Source organism: Sphingobium scionense, assembly GCF_014197035.1.
Classification (GTDB): Bacteria; Pseudomonadota; Alphaproteobacteria; order Sphingomonadales; family Sphingomonadaceae; genus Sphingobium; species Sphingobium scionense.
The window spans coordinates 237,096-263,999 of sequence record NZ_JACIEU010000004.1 but is presented as its reverse complement, the minus strand read 5'-3'; the positions used below and the strand labels follow the sequence as shown (position 1 = coordinate 263,999).

27 protein-coding genes are annotated in these 26,904 nt (G+C 65.2%); 14 read left to right on the top strand and 13 right to left on the bottom strand.

Annotated features, from left to right (window positions below):
- The first annotated feature begins 23 nt into the window (after window positions 1–23).
- Genes GGQ90_RS06315 through GGQ90_RS06300 form a run of 4 tightly spaced genes read left to right on the top strand, consistent with a single transcriptional unit; the run spans window position 24 to window position 3,446 of the window.
- Window positions 24–1,022 carry a threonine dehydratase gene (locus GGQ90_RS06315; protein WP_188081347.1) on the top strand — a complete coding sequence of 333 codons (999 nt, stop codon included), beginning with the start codon at window positions 24–26 and terminating at the stop codon, window positions 1,020–1,022.
- A complete protein-coding gene (locus GGQ90_RS06310; RefSeq protein ID WP_188081346.1) occupies window positions 1,019–2,227 on the top strand; it encodes a trans-sulfuration enzyme family protein in 1,209 nt (402 codons plus the stop codon). The genes GGQ90_RS06315 and GGQ90_RS06310 overlap by 4 nt, the downstream gene beginning before the upstream one ends.
- Window positions 2,228–2,259: 32 nt before the next feature.
- Window positions 2,260–2,658, top strand: coding sequence for a Co2+/Mg2+ efflux protein ApaG (apaG, locus tag GGQ90_RS06305; RefSeq protein ID WP_188081345.1), 399 nt, complete (start codon window positions 2,260–2,262; stop codon window positions 2,656–2,658).
- Window positions 2,655–3,446: a LysR family transcriptional regulator gene (locus tag GGQ90_RS06300; RefSeq protein WP_188081344.1), complete on the top strand. Its 792-nt coding sequence runs from the start codon at window positions 2,655–2,657 to the stop codon at window positions 3,444–3,446. Before apaG ends, GGQ90_RS06300 begins: the two co-directional genes overlap by 4 nt.
- A gap of 169 nt (window positions 3,447–3,615) precedes the next feature.
- Here the strand turns inward: GGQ90_RS06300 and GGQ90_RS06295 are convergent, their stop codons facing one another.
- Window positions 3,616–4,890 carry a serine hydrolase gene (locus GGQ90_RS06295; RefSeq protein WP_188081343.1) on the bottom strand — a complete coding sequence of 425 codons (1,275 nt, stop codon included), beginning with the start codon at window positions 4,888–4,890 and terminating at the stop codon, window positions 3,616–3,618.
- Window positions 4,887–6,866, bottom strand: coding sequence for a DNA topoisomerase IV subunit B (parE, locus tag GGQ90_RS06290; protein ID WP_188081342.1), 1,980 nt, complete (start codon window positions 6,864–6,866; stop codon window positions 4,887–4,889). The genes GGQ90_RS06295 and parE overlap by 4 nt, the downstream gene beginning before the upstream one ends.
- Window positions 6,867–7,019: 153 nt before the next feature.
- Here parE and GGQ90_RS06285 point away from each other — a divergent pair, with 153 nt between their 5' ends.
- Window positions 7,020–8,201, top strand: a complete 1,182-nt coding sequence (locus GGQ90_RS06285; protein ID WP_223178113.1) for a M48 family metalloprotease — start codon at window positions 7,020–7,022, stop codon at window positions 8,199–8,201.
- A 51-nt stretch (window positions 8,202–8,252) separates the two neighbouring features.
- Here GGQ90_RS06285 and GGQ90_RS06280 read toward each other — a convergent pair whose 3' ends face one another.
- Complete coding sequence (locus GGQ90_RS06280; protein ID WP_188081341.1) at window positions 8,253–8,942, bottom strand: GcrA family cell cycle regulator; 690 nt, start codon at window positions 8,940–8,942, stop codon at window positions 8,253–8,255.
- Window positions 8,943–9,055: 113 nt separating this feature from the next.
- Here GGQ90_RS06280 and GGQ90_RS06275 point away from each other — a divergent pair, with 113 nt between their 5' ends.
- Window positions 9,056–9,904: an ABC transporter permease gene (locus tag GGQ90_RS06275; protein ID WP_188081340.1), complete on the top strand. Its 849-nt coding sequence runs from the start codon at window positions 9,056–9,058 to the stop codon at window positions 9,902–9,904.
- 20 nt (window positions 9,905–9,924) lie between these two features.
- On the opposite strand, the gene GGQ90_RS29650 is transcribed toward GGQ90_RS06275, so the two are convergent.
- On the bottom strand, window positions 9,925–10,047 hold the full coding sequence (locus tag GGQ90_RS29650) for a hypothetical protein (protein WP_281391421.1): 123 nt from the start codon (window positions 10,045–10,047) through the stop codon (window positions 9,925–9,927).
- A 162-nt stretch (window positions 10,048–10,209) separates the two neighbouring features.
- Between GGQ90_RS29650 and wecB the strand changes: the two genes are divergently transcribed.
- The 5 genes from wecB (at window position 10,210) to GGQ90_RS06250 (ending at window position 16,141) form a co-directional block, all read left to right on the top strand.
- Window positions 10,210–11,319 carry a non-hydrolyzing UDP-N-acetylglucosamine 2-epimerase gene (gene wecB, locus GGQ90_RS06270; RefSeq protein ID WP_188081339.1) on the top strand — a complete coding sequence of 370 codons (1,110 nt, stop codon included), beginning with the start codon at window positions 10,210–10,212 and terminating at the stop codon, window positions 11,317–11,319.
- A gap of 170 nt (window positions 11,320–11,489) precedes the next feature.
- Complete coding sequence (locus GGQ90_RS06265) at window positions 11,490–11,726, top strand: hypothetical protein (RefSeq protein ID WP_188081338.1); 237 nt, start codon at window positions 11,490–11,492, stop codon at window positions 11,724–11,726.
- 114 nt (window positions 11,727–11,840) lie between these two features.
- Window positions 11,841–13,136 carry a UDP-N-acetyl-D-mannosamine dehydrogenase gene (gene wecC / locus GGQ90_RS06260; protein ID WP_188081337.1) on the top strand — a complete coding sequence of 432 codons (1,296 nt, stop codon included), beginning with the start codon at window positions 11,841–11,843 and terminating at the stop codon, window positions 13,134–13,136.
- Window positions 13,137–13,253: 117 nt separating this feature from the next.
- On the top strand, window positions 13,254–13,982 hold the full coding sequence (locus GGQ90_RS06255; RefSeq protein ID WP_246428145.1) for a polysaccharide biosynthesis/export family protein: 729 nt from the start codon (window positions 13,254–13,256) through the stop codon (window positions 13,980–13,982).
- Window positions 13,982–16,141 carry a GumC family protein gene (locus GGQ90_RS06250; RefSeq protein WP_188081336.1) on the top strand — a complete coding sequence of 720 codons (2,160 nt, stop codon included), beginning with the start codon at window positions 13,982–13,984 and terminating at the stop codon, window positions 16,139–16,141. Before GGQ90_RS06255 ends, GGQ90_RS06250 begins: the two co-directional genes overlap by 1 nt.
- A 99-nt stretch (window positions 16,142–16,240) precedes the next feature.
- On the opposite strand, the gene GGQ90_RS06245 is transcribed toward GGQ90_RS06250, so the two are convergent.
- The 3 genes from GGQ90_RS06245 to purS form a co-directional block, all read right to left on the bottom strand.
- A complete protein-coding gene (locus GGQ90_RS06245; RefSeq protein ID WP_188081335.1) occupies window positions 16,241–16,762 on the bottom strand; it encodes a hypothetical protein in 522 nt (173 codons plus the stop codon).
- Between the two features lie 144 nt (window positions 16,763–16,906).
- Entirely contained in the window at window positions 16,907–17,581 is a 675-nt protein-coding gene (purQ, locus tag GGQ90_RS06240; RefSeq protein WP_188081334.1) for a phosphoribosylformylglycinamidine synthase subunit PurQ, read from the bottom strand.
- A gap of 3 nt (window positions 17,582–17,584) precedes the next feature.
- Complete coding sequence (purS, locus tag GGQ90_RS06235; protein WP_188081333.1) at window positions 17,585–17,818, bottom strand: phosphoribosylformylglycinamidine synthase subunit PurS; 234 nt, start codon at window positions 17,816–17,818, stop codon at window positions 17,585–17,587.
- 154 nt (window positions 17,819–17,972) lie between these two features.
- Between purS and GGQ90_RS06230 the strand changes: the two genes are divergently transcribed.
- Window positions 17,973–18,125 (top strand): hypothetical protein, encoded by a 153-nt coding sequence (locus tag GGQ90_RS06230; RefSeq protein ID WP_017499503.1) that lies wholly within the window; start codon window positions 17,973–17,975, stop codon window positions 18,123–18,125.
- A gap of 4 nt (window positions 18,126–18,129) precedes the next feature.
- On the opposite strand, the gene GGQ90_RS06225 is transcribed toward GGQ90_RS06230, so the two are convergent.
- Entirely contained in the window at window positions 18,130–18,894 is a 765-nt protein-coding gene (locus GGQ90_RS06225; RefSeq protein ID WP_188081332.1) for an AraC family transcriptional regulator, read from the bottom strand.
- A 92-nt stretch (window positions 18,895–18,986) separates the two neighbouring features.
- Here GGQ90_RS06225 and GGQ90_RS06220 point away from each other — a divergent pair, with 92 nt between their 5' ends.
- Both GGQ90_RS06220 and GGQ90_RS06215 read left to right on the top strand, forming a co-directional pair.
- On the top strand, window positions 18,987–20,216 hold the full coding sequence (locus GGQ90_RS06220) for an MFS transporter (RefSeq protein ID WP_188081331.1): 1,230 nt from the start codon (window positions 18,987–18,989) through the stop codon (window positions 20,214–20,216).
- Between the two features lie 71 nt (window positions 20,217–20,287).
- On the top strand, window positions 20,288–21,040 hold the full coding sequence (locus GGQ90_RS06215; RefSeq protein ID WP_188081330.1) for a sulfite exporter TauE/SafE family protein: 753 nt from the start codon (window positions 20,288–20,290) through the stop codon (window positions 21,038–21,040).
- 45 nt (window positions 21,041–21,085) lie between these two features.
- Here the strand turns inward: GGQ90_RS06215 and purC are convergent, their stop codons facing one another.
- The 5 genes from purC to GGQ90_RS06195 all read right to left on the bottom strand — a co-directional run bounded on the left by purC (window position 21,086) and on the right by GGQ90_RS06195 (window position 26,810).
- On the bottom strand, window positions 21,086–21,868 hold the full coding sequence (gene purC / locus GGQ90_RS06210) for a phosphoribosylaminoimidazolesuccinocarboxamide synthase (protein WP_004207352.1): 783 nt from the start codon (window positions 21,866–21,868) through the stop codon (window positions 21,086–21,088).
- A 234-nt stretch (window positions 21,869–22,102) separates the two neighbouring features.
- Window positions 22,103–23,377: an aminotransferase class V-fold PLP-dependent enzyme gene (locus tag GGQ90_RS06205; protein ID WP_188081329.1), complete on the bottom strand. Its 1,275-nt coding sequence runs from the start codon at window positions 23,375–23,377 to the stop codon at window positions 22,103–22,105.
- A 93-nt stretch (window positions 23,378–23,470) separates the two neighbouring features.
- The gene (locus GGQ90_RS29645; RefSeq protein ID WP_281391420.1) at window positions 23,471–23,602 is read right to left on the bottom strand and encodes a hypothetical protein; all 132 of its coding nucleotides are present in this window, start codon (window positions 23,600–23,602) and stop codon (window positions 23,471–23,473) included.
- 35 nt (window positions 23,603–23,637) lie between these two features.
- Window positions 23,638–25,044, bottom strand: coding sequence for an alpha,alpha-trehalose-phosphate synthase (UDP-forming) (otsA, locus tag GGQ90_RS06200; RefSeq protein ID WP_188081328.1), 1,407 nt, complete (start codon window positions 25,042–25,044; stop codon window positions 23,638–23,640).
- A complete protein-coding gene (locus GGQ90_RS06195) occupies window positions 25,041–26,810 on the bottom strand; it encodes a glycoside hydrolase family 15 protein (RefSeq protein ID WP_343053582.1) in 1,770 nt (589 codons plus the stop codon). The genes otsA and GGQ90_RS06195 overlap by 4 nt, the downstream gene beginning before the upstream one ends.
- Window positions 26,811–26,904 lie beyond the last annotated feature (94 nt).

Here is a 26,904-nt window from a genome sequence, read left to right as displayed (position 1 = left end):
TTCCGGGGCGGCTAGGCAGCGGCATGAGCGACTTTTCCCTGTCCAGCCTTCGTGCCGCCGCCGCCATGGTCCATGACCAGGTGCCGCCGACCCCGCAATTTGCCTGGCCACTGCTGGCCGGGCGGATCGGCGTCGAAACCTGGGTCAAGCATGAGAACCACACACCGACCGGTGCCTTCAAGGTGCGCGGCGCCATCACCTATATCGACTGGCTGCGCCGCACTCATCCAGAGGTGTCGGGCATCATCACCGCGACCCGCGGCAATCATGGCCAGGCGCAGGTGCGCGCCGCCACGGCGGCGGGCCTTCAGGCGACGATCGTCGTCCCTCATGGCAATGCGCTGGAGAAGAATGCCGCGATGCGCGCATTCGGCGCGACCCTGATCGAGCATGGCCATGATTTCGACAGCGCCAAGGCGGAGGCGATCCGGCTGGCCGCTGAACAGGGGCTGTTCATGGTGCCGGCCTATCACACGCAACTGGTCCGCGGTGTCGCCAGCTATGGTCTGGAACTGTTCGATGCGGTGCCGGACCTCGATACCGTCTACGTTCCCGTCGGTTGCGGATCGGGCCTGTGCGGCACGATCGCGGCGCGCGACGCGCTGGGCCTCAAGACCAAGGTCGTCGGCGTCGTGTCCGCCCATGTCGATGCCGCCAAGCGCTCGTTCGAGGCAGGGCAGTTGCTGACCAGCCCGACCGCCTACACCTTTGCCGATGGCGTTGCCGTCTGCACCCCGGTTCAGGCCGCGCTCGATTATTTTGGGCCGCGCGCCGACCGCTTCGTCGGCGTCACCGATGACGAGGTGGCGGACGCCATCCGCATCTATTGGCAGGATACGCATAATCTGGCCGAGGGCGCCGGTGCAGTGGCGCTCGCCGCGCTGATCCAGGAAAAGGAGCAGATGCGCGGCAAGAAGGTTGCGGTTATCCTCTCGGGCGGTAATGGCGACATGAGCCAGATGGCACAGATACTGGGCGGCGACACGCCGCGCGTCACGACGGATATGCGGAAGGCGATATGAAGCGGAAGAGCGGGCAGAACCCTGAGATCACCAAGAACTGGAAGCCGGCGACGCTGGCCATCCGGGGCGGCACCGCGCGCACCGAGTATGGCGAGACGTCCGAGGCCTTGTTCCTGTCCAGCGGCTATTGCTACGACCGGGCCGAGGATGCCGCCGCGCGCTTCGCCGGTGAACAGCAGGGCATGACCTATAGCCGGCTGCAGAACCCGACCGTCGAGATGCTGGAGCAGCGCATCGCCCTGCTGGAAGGCGCCGAAGCCTGTCGCGCGACCGCGACCGGCATGGCGGCGATGACCGCTGCCCTGCTGTGCCAGCTATCGGCTGGCGACCATGTCGTCGCGGCCAAGGCGGCTTTTGGCTCCTGCCGCTGGCTGGTCGACACGCTGCTGCCCAAGTTCGGCATCGCGACGACAACAATCGACGGTAGCGACGTTGCGGCCTGGGAAGCGGCGGCACAGCCCAATACCAAGGTCTTCTTCTTCGAGACGCCGGCCAACCCGACCATGGACGTGGTCGACATCGCCGCCGTCTGCGCGATTGCCCGGGCACGCGGCATCACCACCGTCGTCGACAACGCCTTCGCCTCGCCCGCGCTGCAGCGGCCGATGGAGTTCGGCGCCGATGTCGTCGCCTATAGCGCGACCAAGATGATGGACGGGCAGGGCCGTGTGCTGGCCGGCGCTATCTGTGGCAGCCGCGACTGGATCGACAATGTGCTGCTGCCCTTCCACCGCAATACCGGCCCGACGCTCAGTGCGTTCAATGCCTGGGTGGTGCTGAAGGGGCTGGAGACGCTGGACCTGCGCATCCGCCGCCAGAGCGAGAATGCGCTGAAGGTTGCGCAGTTTCTGGAAACCCGCCTGCCCAAGGTGCTGTATCCGGGCCTCGAAAGCCATCCGCAGCATGCGCTGGCGATGCAGCAGATGGATGCGGCCGGGCCGATCTTCTCGCTCTATGTCGGCGGTGGCCGGGCCGAGGCGCATGGCCTGCTCAATGCCTTGGAACTGGTCGACATCAGCAACAATATCGGCGATTCGCGCTCGCTGATGACCCATCCGGCATCGACCACTCATTTCGGCATGGCCGAAGAGGCGCGACTGGAAGTCGGCATCACCGAGGATATGTTGCGCCTGAATGTTGGCCTGGAAGACCCGGATGATGTGATCGCCGACTTCGATCAGGCGCTCAAGACGATAGGGCGTTGACGGAACCGGGCAGGGAGGCGCATGCGGGAAATATGAGCGCATTGTTCCCCCTGCACGCGACGACGCGGGACATCATCGTCCATGTCGCCGTGACCTTTCTGCCCGAACAGTCGGAGCCGGACCGGGGGCGCTGGTTCTGGGCCTATCATATCCGGATCGAAAATCTGGGCGAACAGCCGGTGCAACTGCTGAGCCGCCACTGGATCATTACCGATGGGCGGGGCATTCAGCAGGAATTGGAGGGTGAGGGCGTGATCGGGGAGCAGCCGGTGGTACAACCGGGCAAAAGCTATGACTATGTGTCGGGCTGTCCGCTCAACACGGCGACGGGATCGATGCGTGGCGCCTATACGATGATCGGCGCCGATGGCGAGACGTTCGACGTGACCATTCCCCATTTCGCGCTGATCGCGCCGGCGGTGGCCGAATGAAGCGGACCCATTTGCCGCTCAACGGCCTGCGCGTGCTGGATGCGGCGGCGCGCCATCTGTCCTTCACCCGTGCCGCGGACGAACTGGCGGTGACGCCGGCGGCGGTTGGCCAGCAGATCCGTGCGCTGGAGGATATGCTGGGCGTCGTGCTGTTCCGCCGCACGCCCAAGGGGCTGGAACTGACGCCCGAGACCGAAGCGGGGCTGGAAGCGCTGCGGGCCGGCTTCCTGGAGTTCGAGGAAGCGGTGCGGGCGATGCAGGCGGGCCAGGCCAGTTCGTCGCTGACGATCGCCGCGCCGCGCGACATCACCGCCAAATGGCTGCAACCGCGTCTGGCATCCTATGCGGCGAGCCAGTCGGGCCTGACCTTCTCTCTGGTCGCCGCGGATGAAGCGCTCGACTTTACCGAGGCCAACCTCGATCTCGCGCTGCGCCTGACCGACGGCGTAGGCGAGCATGAAGGGGTCAAGATCGGCGAAACCGCCTTCGTAACGGTCGAGGCCGCGGCGGGCGGGCCGGAACAGCGGATCGAATGGCCGGGGTGTCCGGCCGGCGAACAGCCGACGGCAATCCGTGTCGCCGATGCGGGACTGGCGATCGAGGCGGCGGCGAACGGCTTTGGCCGGGCGAGCGTGCCGCTGCTGCTGGCACAGGCTGATATCGATGCAGGGCGAGTGCGCCGGGTCGGCGATGCCCTGCCGACGCTGCTCAGCTACTGGCTGATCGCGCCGCTGCCGCAATGGCGCCAGAAGAAGGTCAAGGCGCTGGTCGAGGCGCTGACGGCCTGACCCGACGAGGGCACAAAAATAGGATTTCGTCCGCTTAACTTCGCATATTTCCCGCACATTTTGACATTAAATGTCCAATTGGTGATGGATTGTTACGTGCCCTGTCCATGTTGCTTTGGGCCTTTATAGCCGATCGGCGGGATGTAGGACAGGCGCCGGGCCGGGGGGATCAGTCGGCCAGCAGGTTGAGTGCGCGCGTCATCAGCATGATAAAGCGGCCTTCGTCGATGCGGGCGACCGGATCGTTCCAGGCGCCGCTCACCGCGTAAAATTGGCCGTCCTGTGCCTGAACGAGGAAGTTCATGGCAATCACGCCGGGCTCGCTGCCGCCCTTGTAGCCGAAATAGCGCCAGCGTTTCGCGTTGGCGGGGGCTATGCCCGGATTGACCGCCATGATCGACAGGGCATCGCCACCGTTGCGGCGCAGCCAGTCGAGCTGGGCAACTTCCTCCTGCGGGCTGGCGAACCATTCGAGCGTGTCGATCGCCACCGGATTTTCCGACACGGTGCCGACATCGACATGGGAGCCGGTCAGCCGGGCGGCGGCCTCCCGCAGCAGGGCGCGGCGATCGGCGACTGTCCCGCCCTCATAGCGGCGGCGCAGGTCGGCATTGGCCGGCATCTTCAGGGCAAAGGCCTCGGCGGTGGTCAGCATCGGCAGGCTGCGCGGATCGGCAAGGCCGAAGTGCTGGCGCATGGTGTCCACCTTGTCGCGGCCAAGGCCGAGCAGCAACGTGTCCGACGCGCTATTGTCGCTCTCAGCAATCATCGCGGTGGCCAGACTGTGCAGCGTCATCGGCGCGCGATCCGGCCATTCCACTAGGCGGCCGGAAAAGCTTTTCGGGCCGAGCGGGATGACGTCGCTCCAGCGGCGCTCACCCGCCTGCACTGCGCGCGCCAGTTCGGCCAGCACGGTGAGCTTGAACGAGGAGCCGGTCGCCATCGGCTGGTCGGGATGGTGGGACTGGAGAAGGACAGGGCCGGCATCGGTCAGCCTGGCGATGGCGAAGGCGTTGCGGCCAGGCAAGGCGGCGATGTCGCGCAGCACTGCGCCCATGCTGTCATCCGCCTGGCGGCTGCCGATGATGCGCAGGCCGACGACGCGGTTGGGCGGGGCGGGCGCGATCACCAGCGTGATGGCGATGATCGCCCGTTCGTAGCGGACCTCCATTTGGCCTGCGGTCGCGCTCTGCTGGGTGACGGCGCCAAGCGCGATCGGGCGGCCATGCTGGCGGCGCAGGTCGGCGGCGATGGCACGCCAACGATCCACCGGGATCGCGTCGATGAAGATGGGCGAGAAAAAATCACTTTCGGCGCCAGGGGCAGCGAGAATGTTCACCAGTTGCGCCGCGCGTGCACGGAAGGCGGGGCTGGGATCAGCCATGGCGCGGCCGGGCAGCAGCGCCATCCCGATGAGGACAAGCGCGGCCGCCAGCGCCCTCATGCGTCAATCGCTTCCTCATCGACCGCTGCCGCATTTTCCTGGATGAAGGCGAAGCGATGGGCCGGGTTTGTGCCCATCAGCCGCTCGACCAGATCGCGCACCTGCTGCCGGTCCTCGATATCGTCGGGCAGGGTGATGCGGATGAGGCTGCGGGTCTTGGGGTCCATCGTCGTTTCGCGCAACTGCATCGGGTTCATTTCGCCAAGGCCCTTGAAGCGGCTGATCTCCACCTTCTTGCCCTTGAACTCCTTGGCCAGCAATTGCTCGCGATGGGCATCATCCTTGGCATAGAGGCTCTTGCCGCCCGCAACGAGGCGGTAGAGTGGCGGCTGGGCCAGGAAGAGATGACCGCGTCGTACCAGTTCGGTCATCTCCTGGAAGAAGAAGGTCATCAGCAGCGTGGCGATATGCGCGCCATCGACATCGGCGTCGGTCATGATGACGACGCGTTCGTAGCGCAGCGCATCGGGGTTGCAATCCTTCCGCGTGCCGCAGCCCAGCGCCAGGATCATGTCAGCAATTTCCTGGTTTGCCAGTATCTTGGCGGTGTTTGCTGAGGCGACGTTGAGGATCTTGCCGCGCAGCGGTAGGATCGCCTGCGTCTTGCGATCGCGCGCCTGCTTGGCGGAACCGCCAGCCGAGTCGCCTTCGACCAGAAAGATTTCAGCGCCTTCCGGGTCGTCGTTCGAACAATCTGTGAGCTTGCCGGGCAGGCGCAGCTTGCGCGCGCTGGTGGCGGTCTTGCGCTTGACCTCCTTTTCCTGCTTGCGCTTCAGCCGCTCGTCCATGCGGTCGATGACATAGGCGAGCAGTGCCTTGCCCCGGTCCATATGGTCGGTCAGGAAATGGTCGAAATGGTCGCGGACGGCATTTTCAACCAGACGCGCAGCGTCCGGGCTGGTCAGGCGATCCTTGGTCTGGCTCTGGAACTGGGGATCGCGGACGAAGACCGACAGCATGATTTCCGATGACGTCATGATGTCGTCGGCGGTGATATCCTTCGCCTTCTTCTGCCCCACCAGGTCGCCAAAGGCGCGAATGCCCTTCACCAGCGCGGCGCGCAGGCCGTTTTCGTGGGTGCCGCCATCGGGCGTCGGGATAGTGTTGCAATACCAGCTATAGCTTCCGTCCGACCAGAGCGGCCAGGCGACCGCCCATTCGACCCGGCCGGCTTCGCCCGGAAAATCCTGATTGCCCGAGAAGAATTGGGTGGTGGCACATTCGCGGTCGCCCAATTGTTCCTTCAGGTGATCGGCAAGGCCGCCGGGGAACTGGAACACCGCTTCGGCCGGGGTATCATCGCCGATCAGTTCGGGCGCGCATTTCCAGCGTATCTCGACCCCGGCGAACAGATAGGCCTTGGACCGGGCGAGGCGATAGAGCTTGGCCGGCTTGAACTTCTGCTCGCCGAAAATCTCGCTGTCGGGGATGAAGCCGACCGCGGTGCCGCGCCGGTTGGGGGCGGCACCGACCTTTTCCAGACCGCTGGTGGGCAGGCCCTGGCTGAAGCTCTGGCGGAACAATTCCTTGTTGCGCGCAACCTCGACCACCGTCCTGATCGACAGGGCGTTGACGACGCTGATGCCGACGCCATGCAGGCCGCCCGAGGTGGCATAGGCCTTGCCCTCGAACTTGCCGCCGGAGTGGAGCGTGGTCAGGATCACCTCCAGCGCCGACTTGCCTGGGAATTTGGGGTGGTCATCCACCGGAATGCCGCGACCATTGTCGGTGATGGTCAGCTTGTTGCCCGGTTCCAGGCTGATCTCGATCCGGGTGGCGTGGCCGGCCACCGCCTCGTCCATGCTGTTGTCGAGCACTTCGGAGGCGAGATGGTGGAAGGCGCGCTCGTCAATGCCGCCAATATACATGCCCGGACGCCGGCGGACCGGCTCCAGCCCTTCGAGCACTTCGATGGTGGAGGCGTCATAGCCCGGCGAGGCCGTGGAGGAAGCGGAGGCGAACAGGTCTTCGGACATTCTGCCAAGCTATAGGCAGCGGGGCGTCGGGCGCAAGCACCCCTGCGGACGGTGCGATGTTTTCGTTATGTTTTCGATGGCGGCGCAGCGCTTTACCCCGGCCAGCGACCTGCTACGCTTCGCCTTCTGTCCGATCCGAGGGGGAATAAGGCCTTGTCTATCCCGCATTTCAATCCCGATGCTGCAACCGCCGCCTATCTGGCGACGCTGTCACCGGGCCAGCATGAGCGGGCGATCGCCTATACCCAGGGCGGCCATTGGCTGTTGCTGTGGGGCACGCTGATCACGATTGTCGCCATGACGCTGATCTGGCGCAGCGGCGTGCTGGCCCGGGTTGGCCGCCGGGTGCATGTGCGGCGCCCCAATCTGGCGGTGTTCCTGTCCGCCTTGCTCTTCTTCCTGCTCGACTGGCTGATCGAACTGCCCTGGTCGATCTATGCCGGTTGGTGGCGTGAGCGCAGCTATGGCCTGACCAGCCAGGGCTTTGGCGGCTGGCTGGGCGAGGATATATTGTCGAGTGCGATCAGCATTCCGCTGTTGGCGCTGCTGGCGGTTGCCATCTACGCACTGATGCGGCGGACGCCGCGCTGGTGGTGGGCCTGGTCGGGACTGGTGGTGGTGGCGGGCATCATCCTGATGGTCGTGATCGCGCCGGTGGCGATCGAGCCGCTGTTCAATACCTATACCCCGGCGCCCGCCGGGCCGACCCGCGATGCGGTGGTCGAACTGGCCCATCGTGCCGGCGTGCCAGGCGATAAAATCTACATCTATGACGGCTCCAAACAGTCGGAACGCTATACCGCCAATGTCTCCGGCCTGTTCGGCACGGCGCGGGTGGCGATGAGTGACACGATGTTCAAGCGCGGCGCCGACCTGGCCGAGGTGCGCGGCGTGGTGGGGCATGAGATGGGCCATTATGCCGAACATCATGTGCTGTGGCTGGCGGGCGGCATGAGCCTGCTGGCGATGCTGCTCTTCTTCCTGGTCGACCGGCTCTATCCGGTGGCGGCGCGCTGGTTCGGCGCTGGCAGGGCGATCAGCGATCCGGCGCATATGCCGGTCGCGTGGGCCGTCGCGGCGGTGGTCGGGATATTCCTGGTGCCGCTGATGAACAGTATCAGCCGCCATGACGAGAATGCCGCCGACCGCTTTTCGCTCAAGGTCGCGCATGAGCCCGATGGCCTGGCGAAGGCGCTGGTCAAGACGATCGAATATCGTGCTTCGTCGCCTTCGCGGCTGGAGGAAATCTTCTTCTACGATCACCCCAGCGTCGAGCGGCGCATCCATGCGGCGATGGTCTGGAAGGCGGAAAATCCGCAACTGGTCGGCAAATAGGGACAAAAGAAAAGGCCGCCCGGTGGGGCGGCCTTCCTGATCTTGTTTTGCTCAGCGCACCCGCGGGCCGCCGAAGGGCAGCGGCGGGGGTGGGCGGCGCGTGCCGCGCGGCAACTGGGCCTGATAGGCGCGACCGCAATGCTCGACGCAATAGGGGAAGCCGGGATTCACCGCTTCGCCGCAGAAATGGAAGTCGGGTTCGCCCGGATGGCCCATCGGCCACTTGCAGATCCGTTCGGTCAGGTCGAGCAGGCTGGTCTTGCCGGCAATCTCTGCGCTCGGCTTGGCCGGCACCAGGCGGCGCGGCGGCGCGGGCGGGATCGGTGCCTGCTGGTCGCCCGGACCCTGACGCAGGAAGCCGCCGGGGCCGACCGACACGATGCGCGGCTGCGGTGCCGGGGGCGGCGCGTCGGTAGCGGCTGCGGCCGCCGGCGCGGCAGGAGCCACGGGAGCGGCGACCGGGGCCGGGCGTGCTGGCGGCGGCGGGGCGGCCACCGGCGCGGCAGCGCGGGGCGCTTCGGCTTCGGGGGCAGGGGCCGCCGGCTTGCGGACAGGCGCGGCCTTCTTGGGCGCCTCGTTGGCCTTCACCGGGGACGGACGCGATTGCAGGCCAAGGCGATGCGCCTTGCCAATGACCGCGTTACGGCTGACGCCGCCCAGTTCTTCCGCGATCTGGCTCGCGGTCAGGCCCTTTTCCCACATCGCCTTGAGCTGGTCGATACGTTCGTCGGTCCAGGACAATGAAAACTCCTCACAATCTGTGCTATGCGCCCTATATGGGGCATGCAGGCGCGACTTCCAACCGCGCAGAACGCCCTTGCGGCATAACGGACCAGCCGATAGTCGATCCCATCATGAACGACCAGCCCAAAATTGCAGCCGCCCATCCCACGCCCGTCCCGTTTCCCGAACCGGGGGAACTGGTGATCCGCAACGTCAACTGGGCCGGGACTCGCGCGCTCTATCGCAAGGAGGTGCGTCGCTTCATGAAGGTGCAGCTCCAGACGATCTGGGCGCCGGCCGTCACCACGCTGATGTTCCTGGTGATCTTCACCATCGCGCTGGGCGGGGCGAACCGCCAGGTGCTGGGCGTGCCCTTTGCCGATTTCATCGCGCCGGGCCTGATGATGATGGGCATGATGAACAATGCCTTTGCCAATAGCAGTTTCTCGCTGCTGGCGGGCAAGATGCAGGGAACGCTGATCGACTATCTGATGCCGCCGCTGTCGGTGGGGGAATTGCTGCTGGCGCTGGTCGGTGCAGCGGTGACACGCGCGGTCTGTGTCGGGCTGGCCTTGTGGGCGGCGATGGCGCTGTGGCCGGGCGTGCATGTAACGCCGACCCATCTCTGGGCGGTGATCTGGTTCGGCCTGATGGGTGCCAGCCTGACCGCCTTCATCGGCGTGATGACGTCGATCTGGGCGGAAAAATTCGATCATGCCGCCGCGATCACCAATTTCGTGATCGGGCCGATGACCCTGTTGTCGGGCACTTTCTATTCGATCGATCGCCTGTCGCCCGTCTTCCGGGCGATCAGCCACGCCAACCCCTTTTTCTACGCCATTTCCGGCTTCCGCTATGGCTTCGTCGCGGCGGCGGACGGCAATGTGCTGGTCGGCAGCGTCGTGCTGCTGGCGCTCAACGCCGGGCTGGCGCTGCTTTGCTATGTGCTGCTGCGCAAGGGGTGGAAGATCAAGGCCTGATCGCTTCAGGCCAGAATGTTTCACGTCAGCGCGGCGAAGATCGGCACGGCCAGCATGGCGCCGAGGATGAGCACCGCAGCCAGCAGCCAGTGGTGCAGGTGGGGGATGCCGCCACTGCTTTCCTCATGCCAGGGCCACCTCATGGTGCATTCCGTTTGATGACTGTCATGCAGGCGATCCCTATCGTGGGGCAAGGAAGGCCCCGCCGATAGCATCAATGATGCGGGCAGGAAAAGCGCGGCGCGTTCAGGCGATGGTTACGAATTTCTGCAATGGGGCGGAAACCGCAACAGGATGGGGCGAAGATGAAGGTAGCGCTGGTATTTGGGACACGGCCGGAAGCGATCAAGCTGTTCCCGGTGATCCATGCGCTCAAGGCGCGTGCCGATATCGACACCCGCGTCATCGTGACGGCCCAGCATCGTGGCCTGCTGGACCAGGTGCTGGAGATCGCCGGCATCGTGCCGGACATCGATCTGGACGTGATGACGCCCAACCAGACGCTGGACGGGCTGACGGCCAAGCTGATCGTCGCGCTGGGCGATGCGTTCGATGCCGAAAAGCCCGACCGGGTGGTGGTGCATGGCGACACGCTGACGACGATGGTGGCTAGCCTGGCCGCCTATTATCGCAAGATACCGGTCGCTCATGTCGAGGCGGGCCTGCGCAGCGGCGACATCCACCATCCCTGGCCCGAAGAGGTCAATCGCCGCGTCGTTGCCTGTATCGCGGACATGAATTTCGCGCCGACCCAGGCTGCTGCCGATGCGCTGCTGCGGGAAAATCGTGACGCGGCGGGCATCCATATCACGGGGAATACCGTGATCGACGCGCTGCTGGCGACGGTCGATCGGGTCCATTGCGAACCGGCGCTGGCCAGCGGCCTCGACGATCTGGCGGCGCGTTTCGCCGGCAAGCGGATCGTGGCAGTCACCAGCCATCGGCGCGAGAATTTCGGCGGCGGGATGGAGGCGATCGCGCGCGCCATCGCCGACATCGCGGCGCGGCCCGACGTGGCGGTGATCTTCCCGGTCCATCCCAATCCCAATGTCCGTCCGGTCATGGATGCGGTGCTGGGTGACCTGCCCAATGTCGCGATGATCGAACCGCTCGATTATCCCCATTTCGTCCGCCTGCTCGACCTGTGCCATCTGGTGCTGACCGACAGCGGCGGGGTGCAGGAAGAGGCGCCCTCGCTCGGCAAGCCGGTGTTGGTGATGCGCGAGACGACCGAGCGGCCCGAGGGCGTGCAGGCTGGCACGGCGAAGCTGGTTGGTGCAGACCGCGAACGGATCGTGCGCGAGGTGCTGGCGCTGCTGGACGATGAAGCCGCCTATCAGGCGATGGCGCGCGCTCATAATCCCTTTGGTGACGGCCAGGCGGCGCAGCGGATCGCGGATATCATCACGGGCTGAAATAAGGCGGCGACGCAACGCCGCCCATCTGCTACCCGGCGACATCGCGCAAAATCTGCCTGCAAGCATTTGTCGCGACCGAGAGACCATTGCGCTCCCGCTTGCTACGCAAGGAGCGTTAATTCCATGACCTGTACCTGCCCGATATCCGCCAATATGCAGTCACGCGCATGAGCCGCGCGATCAATCTTGATGCGCCGCTCGATGATGTGAAGGCGCTGTGCGTCCGTCACGCCATCGCCATTTCCACGATCGAGGCCCTCACCTCTGGCGGGACGCGCGTCGTGCTGCTCAATCCCGATGGCGCCGAGCGTGTTCGCCAGTTGATGAAGACCAAGATCATCACCACGACAGTCGTTCGTTCGTCGATGCATATGGCGCGCCAGCCGCAGCCGCGCTATCGTTAAGGCGCGTTGCGTCCATCGTCGCGCGGCGGTGCCGCGCGACGAGCGTTACCGGAATCTTCAGCATTTCCGGCCAAAAGGAGCGCGAAGTTCATCCTTTCAGGGACACAGCGATCCATGCCCGTCGACAGCAAGCAGAAGGTTTCCGTCATTGGTCTGGGCTATATCGGCCTGCCGACTGCGGCGCTGATCGCGCGCGGCGGGGCACAGGTCGTCGGCGTCGACGTCAGCGCCCATGTGGTCGAAACGGTCAATTCGGGCCGGGTCCATATCGAGGAAGTCGATCTGGACGGCCTGGTGCAGGGCGTGGTGTCGCGCGGCAATCTGAGGGCTTCATTGAGCGTCGAGGCCAGCGACGTCTTCATCATCGCCGTGCCGACCCCGGTGGCCGAGGACCGCGCGCCCGACATCTCCTATGTGTTGCAGGCGGCGCGGACCATCGCGCCGGTGCTGAAAAACGGCGATACGGTGATACTGGAATCCACCTCGCCGGTCGGCACGACCGAGGCGATGCGTGACCTGATCGCCGAACTGCGCCCGGACCTCAAGATGCCGGCGCCCGGCGTGGCTGGCGACATTGCTATCGCCTATTGCCCCGAGCGGGTGCTGCCTGGCCGCATCCTGGTCGAACTGATCGACAATGACCGCTGCATCGGCGGCATCACGCCCCGTTGCGCGCGCAAGGCACTGGGCTTCTATCGCCAGTTCGTGCGCGGCGCCTGTATCACCACCACCGCGCGCGCGGCCGAGATGGTGAAGCTGGTCGAAAACAGCTTCCGCGACGTCAACATCGCCTTTGCCAATGAATTGTCGGTGATCGCCGACCGGATGGACATCGACGTGTGGGAGGTGATCCGCCTTGCCAACCGTCATCCCCGCGTCAACATCCTGCAACCCGGTCCCGGCGTCGGCGGCCATTGCATCGCCGTCGATCCCTGGTTCATCGTCCATGGCGACCCGGAAAATGCCCGTATCATCCGCACCGCGCGCGAGGTGAACGACGGCAAGACCGATTATGTCGTGGCCAAATCGTCGGACATGATCGACGCCTTTGCCGGTGAGGACGTCGCCTGCCTCGGCCTCGCCTTCAAGCCGAACATCGACGATTTCCGCGAAAGCCCGGCGGTCAAGGTCGCCAGTCGCCTCGCCCGCCGCTACGGCAAGCGGGTCAAGCTGGTCGAACCCTATGCGCAGGATCTGCCGATGGAATTTGCCGGCACCGGCGCTGAACTGATCGATCTCGATACGGCTCTGGAACAATGCGGCGTGTTCATCATTCTTGTCGATCATGACATGTTCAAATCCGTTCCCGTCGACGAACGCGCCGGCAAGGCCGTCTATGACACGCGCGGCATCTGGCCCGACCAGCCGCGCCGCCAGCCCGAGCCGGCTGCGCAGCGTATCGCGGTCTGATCGTCGGCCGGCCGGTTCGTCCTGCCCCCCACGCGGTTGCCATGAGGGTGCCGCGCCGCTAACCCCCGAGCCGAGCGGCCCTTTTGCGGGCCGCACCCGGTTCGTGATGGGGTGTTGATGCGCATGAAGCGCCAGAATGTGGGGCGATACAGCAACGGGATGAAGGGCGGCGCCGTGCTGGCGGCGGCAATTCTGCTGGCTGGCTGCGCGACCGTCGAGGATGCCCCGCGCGGCGAGGCCGCCTATGCGCTGATGCCTGCGCCCGCCGCAGTGGGCCGCGACTATGTCATCAGTCCCGACGATGTGCTGCGCATCCAGGTCTATCATGAGCCCGACCTGTCGCTGGAGGATGCGCGGGTCAGTGCGGCCGGCATGGTCCGCATGCCGCTGGTCGGCGATGTGTCGATTGGCGGGCTGACGGCGGGCGAGGCGTCGGACGTGATCGCCGGCCGGCTGGGCGAGCGTTATCTGGTGTCGCCGCAGGTCACGGTGTTCGTGAAACAGGCGGTCGGCCGCCGCATCACCGTCGATGGCGAGGTGCGCGAGCCCGGCCTGTTCCCGGTCGAGGGGCGGATCGGCCTCATCCAGGCGGTGGCGCTGGCCCATGGCCCGACCCGACTGGCGAGCCTGGGGCAGGTGGTGGTGGTACGCACCGTCGAGGGGCAGCGTCAGGCCGCGACCTTCGACCTGGGCGCCATTCGCAAGGGCGAAGCGCCCGATCCTGAAATTCTTCCCGGTGATCTGGTGATCGTCGGGCTTTCGCGGGCCAAGGCGATCCTTGGCGGCGCGCTGATCGCCATTCCTGCCGTCGCGACCGGCTTCATCGCCATAGACGGAGGCAATTGATGGTGTCCCGGATCATCGAACTGGAGCAGCGTGATGCCGGGGAGGAGGATCGCACGACCCGCTTCGTAGAGAGCGCGCGCGGCACATGGACCGTGGTGCGGCGGCACCGGGTCATCCTGTTCGTCACGATGGCGCTGTGCGTGCTGGCCGGTGCTATCTATATCCTGCTGTCGACCCCCGATTATCGCGCGACCGCCTCGGTCGAGGTGGAGGATGTGCCGGCCGGTGCCGCCGGGGCAGGGGCGATGCAGAATCCGGTCAGCGCCGCCGATACCGAAAGCATGATGCAGACCGAGCTGGAAGTGCTGCGCAGTCGCGCCCTGGCCGAAGATGTCGCGCGCGATCTGGCGCTGGTCGGCAGTCCGGTCTTCTTCCAGGGTATGGATGCGCGCCGGCCGGCGCAGGGGCAGGGCAGCCTGACCCAGCGCCAGGTCGAGCATGAGCAGGTCATCAAGCTGCTGCGCGATAATCTGCAGGTCGAATTGCCGGGCAAGTCGCGCGTGTTGCGCATCAGCTTCGTCAGCGCCGATCCGGCTTTGTCCGCGCGGGTGGCGAACAGCTATGCCGACAGCCTGATCCGCGCGGACCTGAAGCGTGGCTTCGAATCCGGCGTGCAGGCACGTCGTTTCCTGCTGGGCGAGCTGGATGGCGCGCGCAAGGATCTGGAACGGGCCGAACGCGATCTGGCGGTCTATGCCTCGCGCACCGGCGCAGTGCCTGTCGAGGCGGCGACGGACGAAGACAAGAAGAACGACGGTAAGAAGGCCGACGACAGGGCTGCGAAGCCCGACGCCGCGCCTGTGCCGGAAGGATCGACCGCGGCGCGTCTGGCGCAGCTCAACGCGTTCCGCGCCCAGGCGGTGGCCGACCGCATCGCCGCGCAGAAGCGCTGGGAAAGCGCAAAGGCGGCGAGCGCCGAGACGCTGCCCGAAGTGCTGGGCAATGGCGCCATGCAACAACTGATGGCGGAGCGGGCGCAGGCGCGCGCCGCGCTGGTCGAGGAACGGCAGTTCCGCAAGGATGCGCATCCCGAAATGCGCGAGGCGCGCGCGCGCCTCGCGGCACTGGACGATCAGGCCCAGGCCATGGCCAACACGATCCGGGCGTCGCTGCGCCAGGAATATGAAGTGGCGGCCCATGGCGAGAAGCAGATCGCGTCGGAAATCGCTGCCCTGGAGGGGGATGCGCGGGTCGAGCGCGGGCGCGACATGCAGGTTAGCATGATGGGCCGGTCGGTCGAAACCTATCGACTGCTCCACGATAGCCTGTTGCAGCGCTATCGCGACATGGCGTCGCAGGCCGGTTTCCAGGCCGGCCGCATCCAGCCGCTCGATCGGGCTGCGGTGCCGACTACGCCCTTCGCCCCCCATGCCGGCCGCGTCATGCTGCTCGCGTCTCTGGGGGGCATATTCCTCGGCCTCCTGCTGATCGCGGCACGACACATGTTCGACGATGCCGTAACTTCCGCCGACACCCTGGCGGAACGGGTCAACCTGCCCTTGTTGGGGGCCGTGCTGGCGACCGGCGATCAGCCGGCTGCACCCGACATCTTCGTGCCGATTGCGCAATCGCTGCAACTGGCGTCGGTGGCCGGGCTGCCGCGCTCCATCCTCGTCACCAGCGCGCAGGAGGAGGAAGGCAAGTCGCTGACCGTCAATGCGCTCGCCCGAGCCTTGGCCCAACTGGACAAGAAGGTGCTGGTGATCGACGCCGACATGCGGCGACCGGTGCAGCACAGCCTGTTCCGGGTGAACGCCACACGCGGCATCAGCGAGGTGCTGACCGGCCAGGCGAAGGCCGAGGATCTGATCGTCGACAGCGGTGTTGCCGGCGTGTCGCTGCTGCCCTGTGGTGCGGTTCCGCCCAATCCGGCGGAACTGCTTTCGACCCCGGCGCTCGACGCGCTGCTGGGCGCGGTGCGCGACCGCTATGACACGGTGCTGATCGACGCGCCGCCGATCCTGGGCATGTCCGACGCGCAACTGCTCGCAGCCAAGGTGCAGGTCACGTTGCTGGTGGTCGAATGGGGCCGCAACCATCATGGCGGCCTGCGCGTCGCCGTGGAGCGGCTGCGCCGGGCTGGCGGTTCGATCGTCGGTGCGGTGCTGACCAAGGCGCATGGCCGGGCCTACGAGTATGACTATCACCGGGGCGGTTAGAGCCTGATCGTTTGAGGTGGAGGCGCTTTGCGCGTCCGCCGATGACGTGAATCAGGCTCTACTCCGATATCCTAGGCCCCGATGGCCGATTAGTGCGCTTTAGGCCGGCGTGCATGTCGTCCTGCGCAAGGTGTAGCTGGCGAACGCTTTTTCGGCGTTCGCCCCGTCCCGTGCGACGATCTCCCATGTCAGTTGCGCGCCGTCGATGCGCCATCGATTGACGAAGGTCGCATCGGGATAGGCATAGCCGATGTCGAAACCGTCGGGCCGGCTTTCACCTTCACCCACGGCGGTGAAGGCGCCGCCGAAACTGTCCGCCCAGAAGCCTGTAATCGGATGGGGCTTGTCGGTGCCGCCGAAGATCAGATGGGCGGCATAGCGATCGTTGGCATCAGCCAGGGCGCTGCTTTCAACGTCGAGGGCGAGCATCGCATCGAGCGCCACGGGCTGGGCACGGATGGTCAGAGTTACCGGCTTGCCCATCACGCTGCCGCGGCCCAGCCAGCAGCCTTCGAGCGCGAGAACCGCCTTGGGGATGGCGACCGTGCCTGGTTCTGCCGCTTGGGTGGTGGCTGGAATGAGCAGCAGAGCCGCTACAAATGCGTGAGACCTTCTGGCCATTTATCCCCCTTCAACGCTGTCGGTCCGGTGTAGAACAAAGGGGGAATGATGCAAGCAGGCGCTGATCGGTGTCGCTGCAACCGGACAAAAAAGGCCCGCTGCGCGGATGCGTGGCGGGCCTTTTCATCTCTATTCTCAGTCCGATCAGGCGCGGGCGAGCAGGCCTTCGACAAGGCCGGCGAACAGGCGCTGGCCGTCAGTGCTGCCATGGGCGGGCTCGATCACGCGCTCGGGGTGCGGCATCATGCCCAGCACATTGCCGGCTTCATTGAGGACGCCGGCGATGGCGCGGGCCGAGCCATTGACGCTTTCGGCATAGCGCAGCGCGACGCGGCCTTCGCCTTCCAGGCGATCGAGCGTGGCGTCGTCGGCGAAATAATTGCCGTCATGATGGGCTACGGGGAAGCGGATCGCTTCGCCAGCGGCATAGCGGCTGGTGAAGGCGCTCTGGGCGTTCTCGACGGTCAGGGCGACGTCGCGGCAGACGAAATGGCCGCCGGCGTTGCGCAGCAGCGCGCCGGGCAGCAGACCGCTTTCGGTCAGCACCTGGAAGCCGTTGCAGATACCCAGGACGAAGGCGCCCCGATCGGCGGCGCGGGCGACGGCCTGCATCACCGGCGAGCGGGCGGCCATCGCGCCGGAGCGCAGATAGTCGCCATAGGAAAAGCCGCCGGGCACGCCGATCAGGTCGATGTCGTCGGGCAGTTCGGTATCGCGATGCCATACCATGGCGGGCTTGGAACCGGTCGCAGCCTCGAACGCCACCGCCAGGTCGCGGTCGCAATTGCTGCCCGGAAAGACGATGACGGCGCTCTTCATGGCTCAGGCCGCCTTTTCGATGCGGTAGTTTTCGATCACCGTGTTGGCCAGCAGCTTGCGGCACATGGCGTCGATATCCTCGTCGCTGGTGCCGTCGGCCAGGTCCAACTCGATGAGCTTGCCGGCGCGCACGTCGTTGACGCCGCCAAAGCCCAGGCCTTCGAGCGCGTGATGGATCGCACGGCCCTGCGGATCGAGGACGCCGCCCTTGAGAGTGACGAAGATGCGGGCTTTCATGAGGTGCAAACTCCTTGGCATGCCGCCCGCCGATGCGGGGGGATGAACTTTGCCGCTCCCCCTAGGCGCGGCGCGGCGCGCAGGCAAGAGGTTATGACTTTCTTAGGAAAGCGGAGGGTAATGTGACGATGGAGTTTTTGCGGGGATATGGGGCATGTCCGGTCTGGCACTGGCGATGTTTGTGGGACTTTTTGCCTGGGGGCAGCAGATTGTCGGCTATGACGACCCGCATGGTCGGGTCCAGTTGGCGCTGCTGGCGACGTTCTGTTTCGGCCTTCTGATCGGCTATCGCGCCAAATCCGCCTGATCTTTTAGGGCCGGTAGCGGCTGGGGGAGACTCCCAGTGCGCGCTTGAACATGGTCGAGAAATTGGCCGGCCCGTCATAGCCCAGGTCCAGCGCGATGGTCGTGATCGGCTCGCCGCTTGCCAGTCGGGGCAGGGCCGCCGACAGGCAAGCCTGTTGTCGCCACTGCGCGAAGCTCATCCCCGTTTCCTGCCGGAACAACCGGGTGAAGCGGCGCCGGTTCATCGCCAGCGCGTCGGCCCATTGGTCGATCGTCACATGCGCATCGGGGCGTTCGACAAAGGCGTGGCAGCGTGCCGCAAGCGCGGCATGGCGCGGGAAGGGCACGGCGAGCGGGATCAGCGGCGACCGCTCGATCTCCGCCACCAGCAGTCGCATGACCAGGCCATCGCGCGCCGCTTCCTCATATTCGATCGGAACATGGGCGGCCTCCACCAGCAACTGGCGCAGCAGTGGTGACACGCCGAGCACCCGACAAGACCGGGCAAGGCCGGGATAGACGGCCTGGTCGACCAGCACGCTGCGCGTCTGCACCGCGCCGACCATCCGCACCGCATGGGGCGTGCCGCCCGGAATCCAGACGGCCCGTTCGGGCGGCGCGACCCAGGCGCCCTGCGGCGTGCTGACCGCCACCACGCCGGACGCCGCATAGAGCAACTGCCCGCGCCGATGCTGATGCTCGGCGAGTTCGAAGGAGGGCGGATAATCATTGCCGATGCCGACCACCGGCCGGGGCACATGCTCATGATCGTCGGGGTGTCGCTGGTTCATGATTGTCCCGATCGCAAAAGAGAATGACCCATATGCGGAAGCGGGACGGCAAGGGAAGCGCTAATCGGTCCGGCCTCAGAAAGGAACGGACAATGAAAGAGACGCGGATAGACAGGGTTGGGATAGACAAGACGGGCGCACAAGCGGCAGCGGGCGGCACGGCGTTCGGCGTGATCGTGGCGATCAGCTTCTGTCATCTGCTCAACGACATGATGCAGTCGCTGCTTCCCGCCATCTATCCGGGCCTCAAGAGCGAGCTACATCTGAGCTTTGGCCAGATCGGCATGGTGACCCTGGTCTATCAGATTACCGCGTCGATCCTGCAGCCGATGATCGGCCTTTATGCCGACAAGCGACCGACGCCGATGGCGCTGCCGGGCGGCACGCTCTTCTCGCTGGCGGGTCTGACCGTGCTGTCGATCGCGCACAGCTATGGGCTGGTGCTGGTCGGCGCCGCGCTGCTGGGCGTCGGCTCCTCGGTCTTCCATCCCGAATCCTCGCGCGTGGCGCGGATGGCGGCGGGCGGCCGTCATGGCCTCGCTCAGTCGCTGTTCCAGGTCGGCGGCAATGCGGGGCAGGCGCTGGGACCGCTGGCGGCGGCGCTGGTGGTGGTGCGCTGGGGCCAGTCGAGCCTGGCCTTCTTCGCGCTGCTGGCGCTGCTGTCGGGTGCGGTGCTGTGGAATGTCGCCAACTGGTATCGCCATCATGGCCTCAGCCGGTTGCAGGTCGGTGGCGCCGGCGCGTTGCACATCGAACTGCCGCGCGGCCATGCGGCGCGGGGCATCGCGATCCTGCTGGCACTGATCTTCTCCAAATATGTCTATCTCGCCAGCCTGACCAGCTATTACACCTTCTACCTGATCCAGCGGTTCGACCTGTCGGTGCAGAATGCGCAGCTCCATCTGTTCGCCTTCCTGGCGGCGGTGGCGGTCGGCACGGTCGCGGGCGGGCCGCTGGGCGACCGGTTCGGGCGCAAATATGTGATCTGGTTCTCGATCCTGGGGGCGCTGCCCTTCACGCTGGCGCTGCCCTATGCCGGGCTGTTCTGGAGCGGGCCGCTGACCGTCATCATCGGCCTGATCCTTGCCTCCGCCTTCCCCGCGATCGTCGTCTTCGCGCAGGAACTGGTGCCCGGCAAGGTCGGCATGATCTCGGGCCTGTTCTTTGGCTTTTCCTTCGGCATGGGCGGGCTGGGCGCGGCCGGGTTGGGCTGGCTGGCCGACCATAGCAGCATAGAGACGGTGTTCCGCGTCTGCGCCTTCCTGCCGGCGATCGGCCTGCTCACCGCCTTCCTGCCCAATCTGGGACGCGAGCGGAATTGAATGTCACAGGCGGGGCGGCCCAGGTCGCCCCGCTTATTCTCTTTGCCGGCAACTGCTTATAAGGCTGGGGCATGAGTCCCGACCTTCTCTATTTCGCCTGCGCCATCATCGCCGTCATCATATCTGGCCTCGCCAAGGGCGGCTTTGCCGGTGTCGGGGCGCTGGCCATGCCGATCATGGCGCTGGGCGTCGATCCGGTGCGCGGCGCGGCGATCCTGCTGCCGATCCTGATCCTGCAGGATGCGGTCAGCGTCTGGGCCTTTCGCCGCAGCTGGGACGGGCATATCCTGGCGGTAATGCTGCCCGGCATGGCGATCGGCGTCGGGCTGGGCTACTGGTTTGCGGCGCAAGTCTCCGAAACCGCGGTGCTGGGCGCGCTTGGCGCCATTTCCACCCTGTTCGGGTTGCAGCGGCTCTGGGTGGAGCGGGGCGGGGCGATCGTCCTGCCCTCGACCTCGCCGGGCTGGGTCGGCACATTGTTCGGCGTCGCGAGCGGATTCACCAGCCAGATCGCCCATGCCGGATCGCCGCCCTTCCAGATGTGGGTGCTGCCCAGGAAGCTGCCGCGCGACATGCTGGTCGGCACCACGGCTGTCGCTTTCGCTGTCATGAACTGGATGAAGGTGCCGGCCTATGCCGCGCTCGGCCAGTTCACCCGTGCCAATCTCACGGCGACGGCGCTGCTGGTGCCGGTGGCAGTGGTCTCGACCTTTGCCGGCGTCTGGCTGGTCCGCCGGGTCGATGCCGCGCGCTTCTACACGCTCATCTATATGCTGATGGTGCTGCTGGGGTTCAAGCTGATGGCGGATGCCATCCTCGCCTGAGACCCATAAGAAAAAGGCCGGCGTTGTGGCCGGCCTTTTCGTAGATCAGTCCTTCTCGCGCTTCTTGCGATGCGTGTCGAGGTCGAGGACAGTGGTGTCGAGGCCCTCGGGCAGCAGGCCCAGGCGGCGGGCCACTTCCTGATAGGCTTCGACTTCGCCGCCGAGGTCGCGACGGAAGCGATCCTTGTCCAGCTTCTCGTTGGTCGCCATGTCCCACAGGCGGCAGCCATCGGGGCTGATTTCGTCGGCCAGGATGATGCGGCTGTAATCGCCGTCATAGAGGCGGCCGAATTCCAGCTTGAAGTCGATGAGGCGGATGCCGATGCCGGCGAACAGGCCGCACATGAAGTCGTTGATGCGGATCGCCATGTCGGCGATGTCGTGCATCTCTTCCTGCGTGGCCCAGCCGAAGCAGGCGATATGCTCTTCGGAGATCAGCGGGTCGCCCAGCGCATCATCCTTGTAGCAATATTCGATCAGGGTGCGGGGCAACTGCGTGCCTTCCTCGATGCCGAGCTTCTTCGACAGCGAACCGGCGGCGACGTTGCGCACGACGACCTCGATCGGCACGATCTCGACCTGGCGGACCAGCTGTTCGCGCATGTTGAGGCGGCGGATGAAGTGGGTCGGCACGCCGATCTGGCCGAGTAGGGTGAAGATATGCTCGGAAATCCGGTTGTTGAGCACGCCCTTGCCCGAAATCGTGCCCTTTTTCTGGGCATTGAAGGCGGTCGCATCATCCTTGAAATATTGGATGATCGTGCCGGGCTCGGGGCCTTCGTAAAGGATCTTTGCCTTGCCTTCGTAGATCTGGCGGCGACGGGCCATACGCGTTCCTGTCTTCTTCTCAGAAAAGATTTCGCCCCGGCAAACGCGAATCGGGAAGGATCAGCGGGTGCCGGGGCTGCTTGGGCAGGCCCATAGAGCAAAGCGGGCGGGGGTGCAATTGTTCCTCCCCGCAAGCGGAGAGGGGGACTACCGCGCAGCGGTGGTGGATGGGGGCACCAGGCAACGCCCCTCCGTCATCGCTGCGCGATGCCACCTCCCCGCAAGCGGGGAGGATTAGGCCCCTTTCATCTTCCGATATTCGTCGAACAGGCCAAGGAAGCGATCGATGTCCGCCTTGCTCAGGAAATAGGGGGTGGCGAGGCGCAGCTTGCTGGGGTTGCCGCCGCGAATGCGGACCTTGTGGTTTTTCCAGAGCCAGTCCTGCAATTCCATCCGCTGCACCGGCGGCACGTTGACGGTCGCGATCGCGCAGCGCAGCGCCGGATCGGGCGAGGTCCAGTCCTGCGCGCCGCGCTTCAGCATTTCGGCATGAATATAGTCGGCGAGCATGCGATTGCGCGCCTCGATCCGGTCCATGCCGATGCTGTTGGCCAGGTCGATCGCGGCGTTGAGGCCCATCAAGGTTGGGATGCAGGAGGAGCCGATCTGCATATAGCGATCGGCCATGCGGGTCGGGTCGTCATAGCCGCCGGTCACGATCGTGTTCCAGACCCGGTCCATCACGTTTCTGTCGCGCAGATAGAGGAAGCCGGTGCCCTTGGTCGCGAACAGCCATTTGTGCATCGACCCGGTGTAGAGGTCGCAGCCGATATCGTTGAGGTCGACCTTCATCATGCCCGGTACATGGGCGCCGTCGAAGGCGGAGATGATCCCCTTCGACCGGGCGAGCGCGGCGATCTCCTTCGCCGGCAGCACCACGCCGGTCGCGGTGCTGATATGGCTGACGAAGATGATCCGCGTCTGGGGCGTGATCGCGTCGTTGATCCGGTTGAGGATTTCGGCGGCGCTCTTCGGCGGCTTGGGCATAGCGAATTTCTTCACCACCACGCCATAACGGCGCGACCGCAGCATCCAGGGCATCTCGCCCGATCCATGTTCCTCGTCGCTGATCAGTACCTCGTCGCCCGGCTTCATGTCGAAGCCATTGGCGACATAGCTGTTCGCCTCCGTGCAGTTGCGCAGGATCGCCATCTGCTCGACCTTCGCGCCCATGAAGTCGGCGAAGGGCCTGCGATACTGGTCCCAGGCACCATAGCCCCAGATCGGATAATCCTCCGATCCTTCCTGGGTCATCTGCTCGGTCGTCTCGAAACCGTCGAAGATCGCTTTCAGCACCGGGCGGGGTGAGGAACCGACCGTGCCGACATTGAGGTTCACGACATCGGCGGGGATCAGGAATTGCCGGCGCAGCGCCGCCCAATAGGCATCTTCATTCTTCGCATGGAGATCGGCGGCCGGCAGCGGCACGCTGGTCAGCGCCTCCGCCCCGATCGGCGCGGCGAGCGAAGCGGCAGCGGCGCTGCCGAGGAAGGAACGGCGATCGAGCATGGACATCCCCCGTTTGGCGCTCCCGAAGCCGGAGCGGCATCATGTCTGCCGCTGGTTCAACGAGACGCAAGGGCAAATCCGCAGGGGGGTGAGCTACAGCACGTCGCCGAACATGAACCAGATCAGCGCCAGCCAGGCGATCAGGCCGATGCTGCCGATGATCACGCCGGATCTGGCGCTGATGGCGGCCCACAGGCCGCGCGGTTCTTCGTCTTCGCTGTGCATCGCAACGGCCTAGCCGGTGATGCGCTGTGGCTCAATCATTCGGTGGCGGGTTCGGCTTCCACTTCAGGTTCCTCCTGACGGGTGGCGGTGAGCCGGTCAGTGAAGGCGCTGCGCCACCAGCTGATATCCTGCTGCTCGACGCTGTTCATCATTGCCCGCCAGCGCCGCTTGCGCTCGTCGAGCGGCATGGCAAGAGCGCGGTTGATGGCATCGGACATTTCTTCGGGGCTGTAGGGGTTGATGAGCAGTGCATCCTTGAGTTGCATCGCCGCGCCGGCGAAGCGGGACAGGATGAGGACGCCGGGGTCATCGGGATCCTGCGCTGCGACATATTCCTTCGCGACCAGGTTCATACCGTCGCGCAGGGGCGTGACCAGGCCAATGCCGGCCGACCGGTAGATGCCGGCCAGCTTGTCGCGGGGATAGCCCTGGTTGACATAGCGGATCGGGGTCCAGTCGACATCGCTATATTCGCCATTGATGCGCCCGGCGAGCGAATCCAGCGTGGCGCGGATCTGCTGATAGCTTTCCACTTCGCCGCGCGAGGGCGGCGCGATCTGCGCCAGAACGACATTGCGGTGATGCTCGGGATGATCCTTGAGGAAGCGGGCATAGCCATTGAAGCGTTCCTCCAGGCCCTTGCTATAGTCGAGCCGGTCGACGCCAACGATCAGCGAGCGATCCTGCAACGAGGCGCGAACCTTGCGATGCATGTCCTGCGCGGCTTCGCTGGTGGCGGCGCTGGCAAATTCCTGTGCGTTGATGCCGATCGGGCAGGCGATGGCCTGAATGGTGCGATCGCCGACGGTGACGAAATCACCGTCCACCGTGCCGCCCATCTCCCGCTCGACATAATGGCGGAAGGATTCCAGCCATTCCTCCGTATGGAAGCCGACGACATCATAGGCGAACAGCGTGCTGACCAGCTTGGTATGGTGCGGGAGCGACACCAGCAGGCGGGTCGGCGGCCAGGGGATGTGAAGGAAGAATCCCATGCGGTTCTGCAGGCCCTTGTCCCGCAGCATCTGGCCAAGCGGGATCATGTGATAATCCTGCACCCAGATGACGTCATCCGGCTCGATCAGCGGGGTGGCGGTGTCGGCGAAGCGCTGGTTGACGCGATTATAGCCGCCCTCGAAATCGCGGGCATATTCGGCCAGGTCGATGCGGAAATGGAAGAGCGGCCACAGCGTCTTGTTGGCATAGCCGTTATAATATTCATCGACGTCCTGTTCTTCCAGGTCGATCGTCGCGGTCTTGACGCCCTGATCCTCGGCAAAGCCGATATGGCCGGTGAAATTCTCGGTCGTTTCGCCCGACCAGCCGACCCAGATGCCCCGGCTTTCGCGCAGTGCCTGGGCCAGCGCGACGGCAAGCCCGCCCTGATTGGCGGCGCCATTGGGGCGACTGACCCGGTTGGAAATGACTATAAGGCGGCTCATCGCATCACGCTCCACGGTTTGCTCAGCAAGACGGCGCAGTTGATGATGCCGACCAACGAATAGGTTTGCGGGTAATTTCCCCAGAGTTCCCCGCTATGGGGATCGATATCTTCGGACAGCAGGCCCGCGGCGGTGCGGCGGGACAGCATTTCCTCGAACAGGTCGCGTGCTTCTTCCGTGCGGCCGGTGCGATGCAGCGCCTCGATCAGCCAGAAGGTACAGACGTTGAAAGCGGTGACAGGCTCGCCGAAATCGTCGGGCGTGCTGTAGCGCAGCATGTCGTTGCCCCGCCGCAGATCCTTTTCCAGCGCTTCGAGCGTGCCGATGAACATCGGATCGTCGGCGGTCAGGAAGCGCAGGTCGAGCAGTTGCAGCAGCGACGCGTCGCGCGCGTCATCCTCGAAATTGGCGGAAATCGCCTTGCTGTCTTCGCGCCAGGCGGATTGAAGGATGCGTGTCCGCATCGTTTCGGCGCGATTTTCCCAATGGGCAGCACGCAACGGCAGGTCGAGCGCGGTAGCGGCATGGGCCAGGCGATCGCAGGCGGCCCAGCACATCACCGCGCTATAGCTGTGGACATGGGCGCGGGTGCGCAGTTCCCACAAGCCGGCGTCGGGCTGGTCATAGACCTGCCAGGCGCGCTCGCCGACCACCTCCAGTGCCTCGAAATCGGCATGGCCGGCCATGCGCAGCAGCCGACGGTCGATGAAGCCCTGGACCGAGGACAGGACGATCTGGCCATAGGCATCATGCTGGATCTGTTCATAGGCAGCATTGCCCACCCGGACCGGTCCCATGCCGCGATAGCCTGGCAGCCTTTCCGCCTCCCATTCGTGCAGCGTGGCGTTGCCGCGCACGTCGTAGAGCGGCTGAATATGGCCGCCCTTGGCGCCATCGACGATGTTGCGCAGGTAGACGAGATAGGTTTCCAGCACGTCTAGCGCGCCGAGCCGGTTCAGCGCCTCGACCGTATAATAGGCGTCGCGCACCCAGCAGTAGCGATAGTCCCAGTTGCGGCCGCTGTCGGCATGTTCGGGGATGGAGGTGGTGAGCGCGGCGACGATCGCACCGGTCTCCTCATGCTGGCACAGCTTGAGCGTGATGGCCGAGCGGATCACCGCCTCCTGCCATTCAGCCGGAATGGCAAGTCCGCGAACCCAGAGCTGCCATTCGAGGATGGTGTCGTCGAGCATCCGCTCGATCGCGGGGCGCAGCGCATCGGAAAAGCCCTCGTCCGGCCCCATGAAGAAATGCATATCCGATTCCAGGCGAAACCAGCTTTCCTGGGAAATCAGGCCGATCGGCGCATTGGTCGATATGCGCATTGCCATATAGGACAGGACCATGCGGATATGGTTGGAGCCGTAGGTGACCGGGACATTTTCCTTGCCCCAGCTGGTGGTGGGGCGCAGGCGCACGCGGATGCGCGGGCTGCCGGCGGCCGGTCGCACGATGCGGGCAAACGCAACCGGACGGTACATGCGCCCCTTATGCTTGTGGCGCGGGCAAAAATCGAGAATTTCGATCGCATTGCCCTGGCCGTCGGTCTGGCGGGTGACAAGGATCGGGGTGTTGCGGATGTAGTGCTGTTCGACAGCGACGCAATTTTCCAGTTCGATGGCCCAGAAGCCGGCGGCTTCCTTGCTGTCCCAATGCTTGTTGTCGAGCAGGGCGGAAAAGACGGGGTCGCCATCGACCCGGGGCACGCAGGCCCAGACCATGCGCCCGGCGCGGTCGATCAAAGCCGACGCCTGGCAGTTGCCGATCGGCCAAAGGTCGAGGTTGCGCTCGTTCCCGGCCAGGATATGGTCGTTTGTATCGATGATATTCGGCCCCCTTCGTTCATGCGAATGCTGGCCG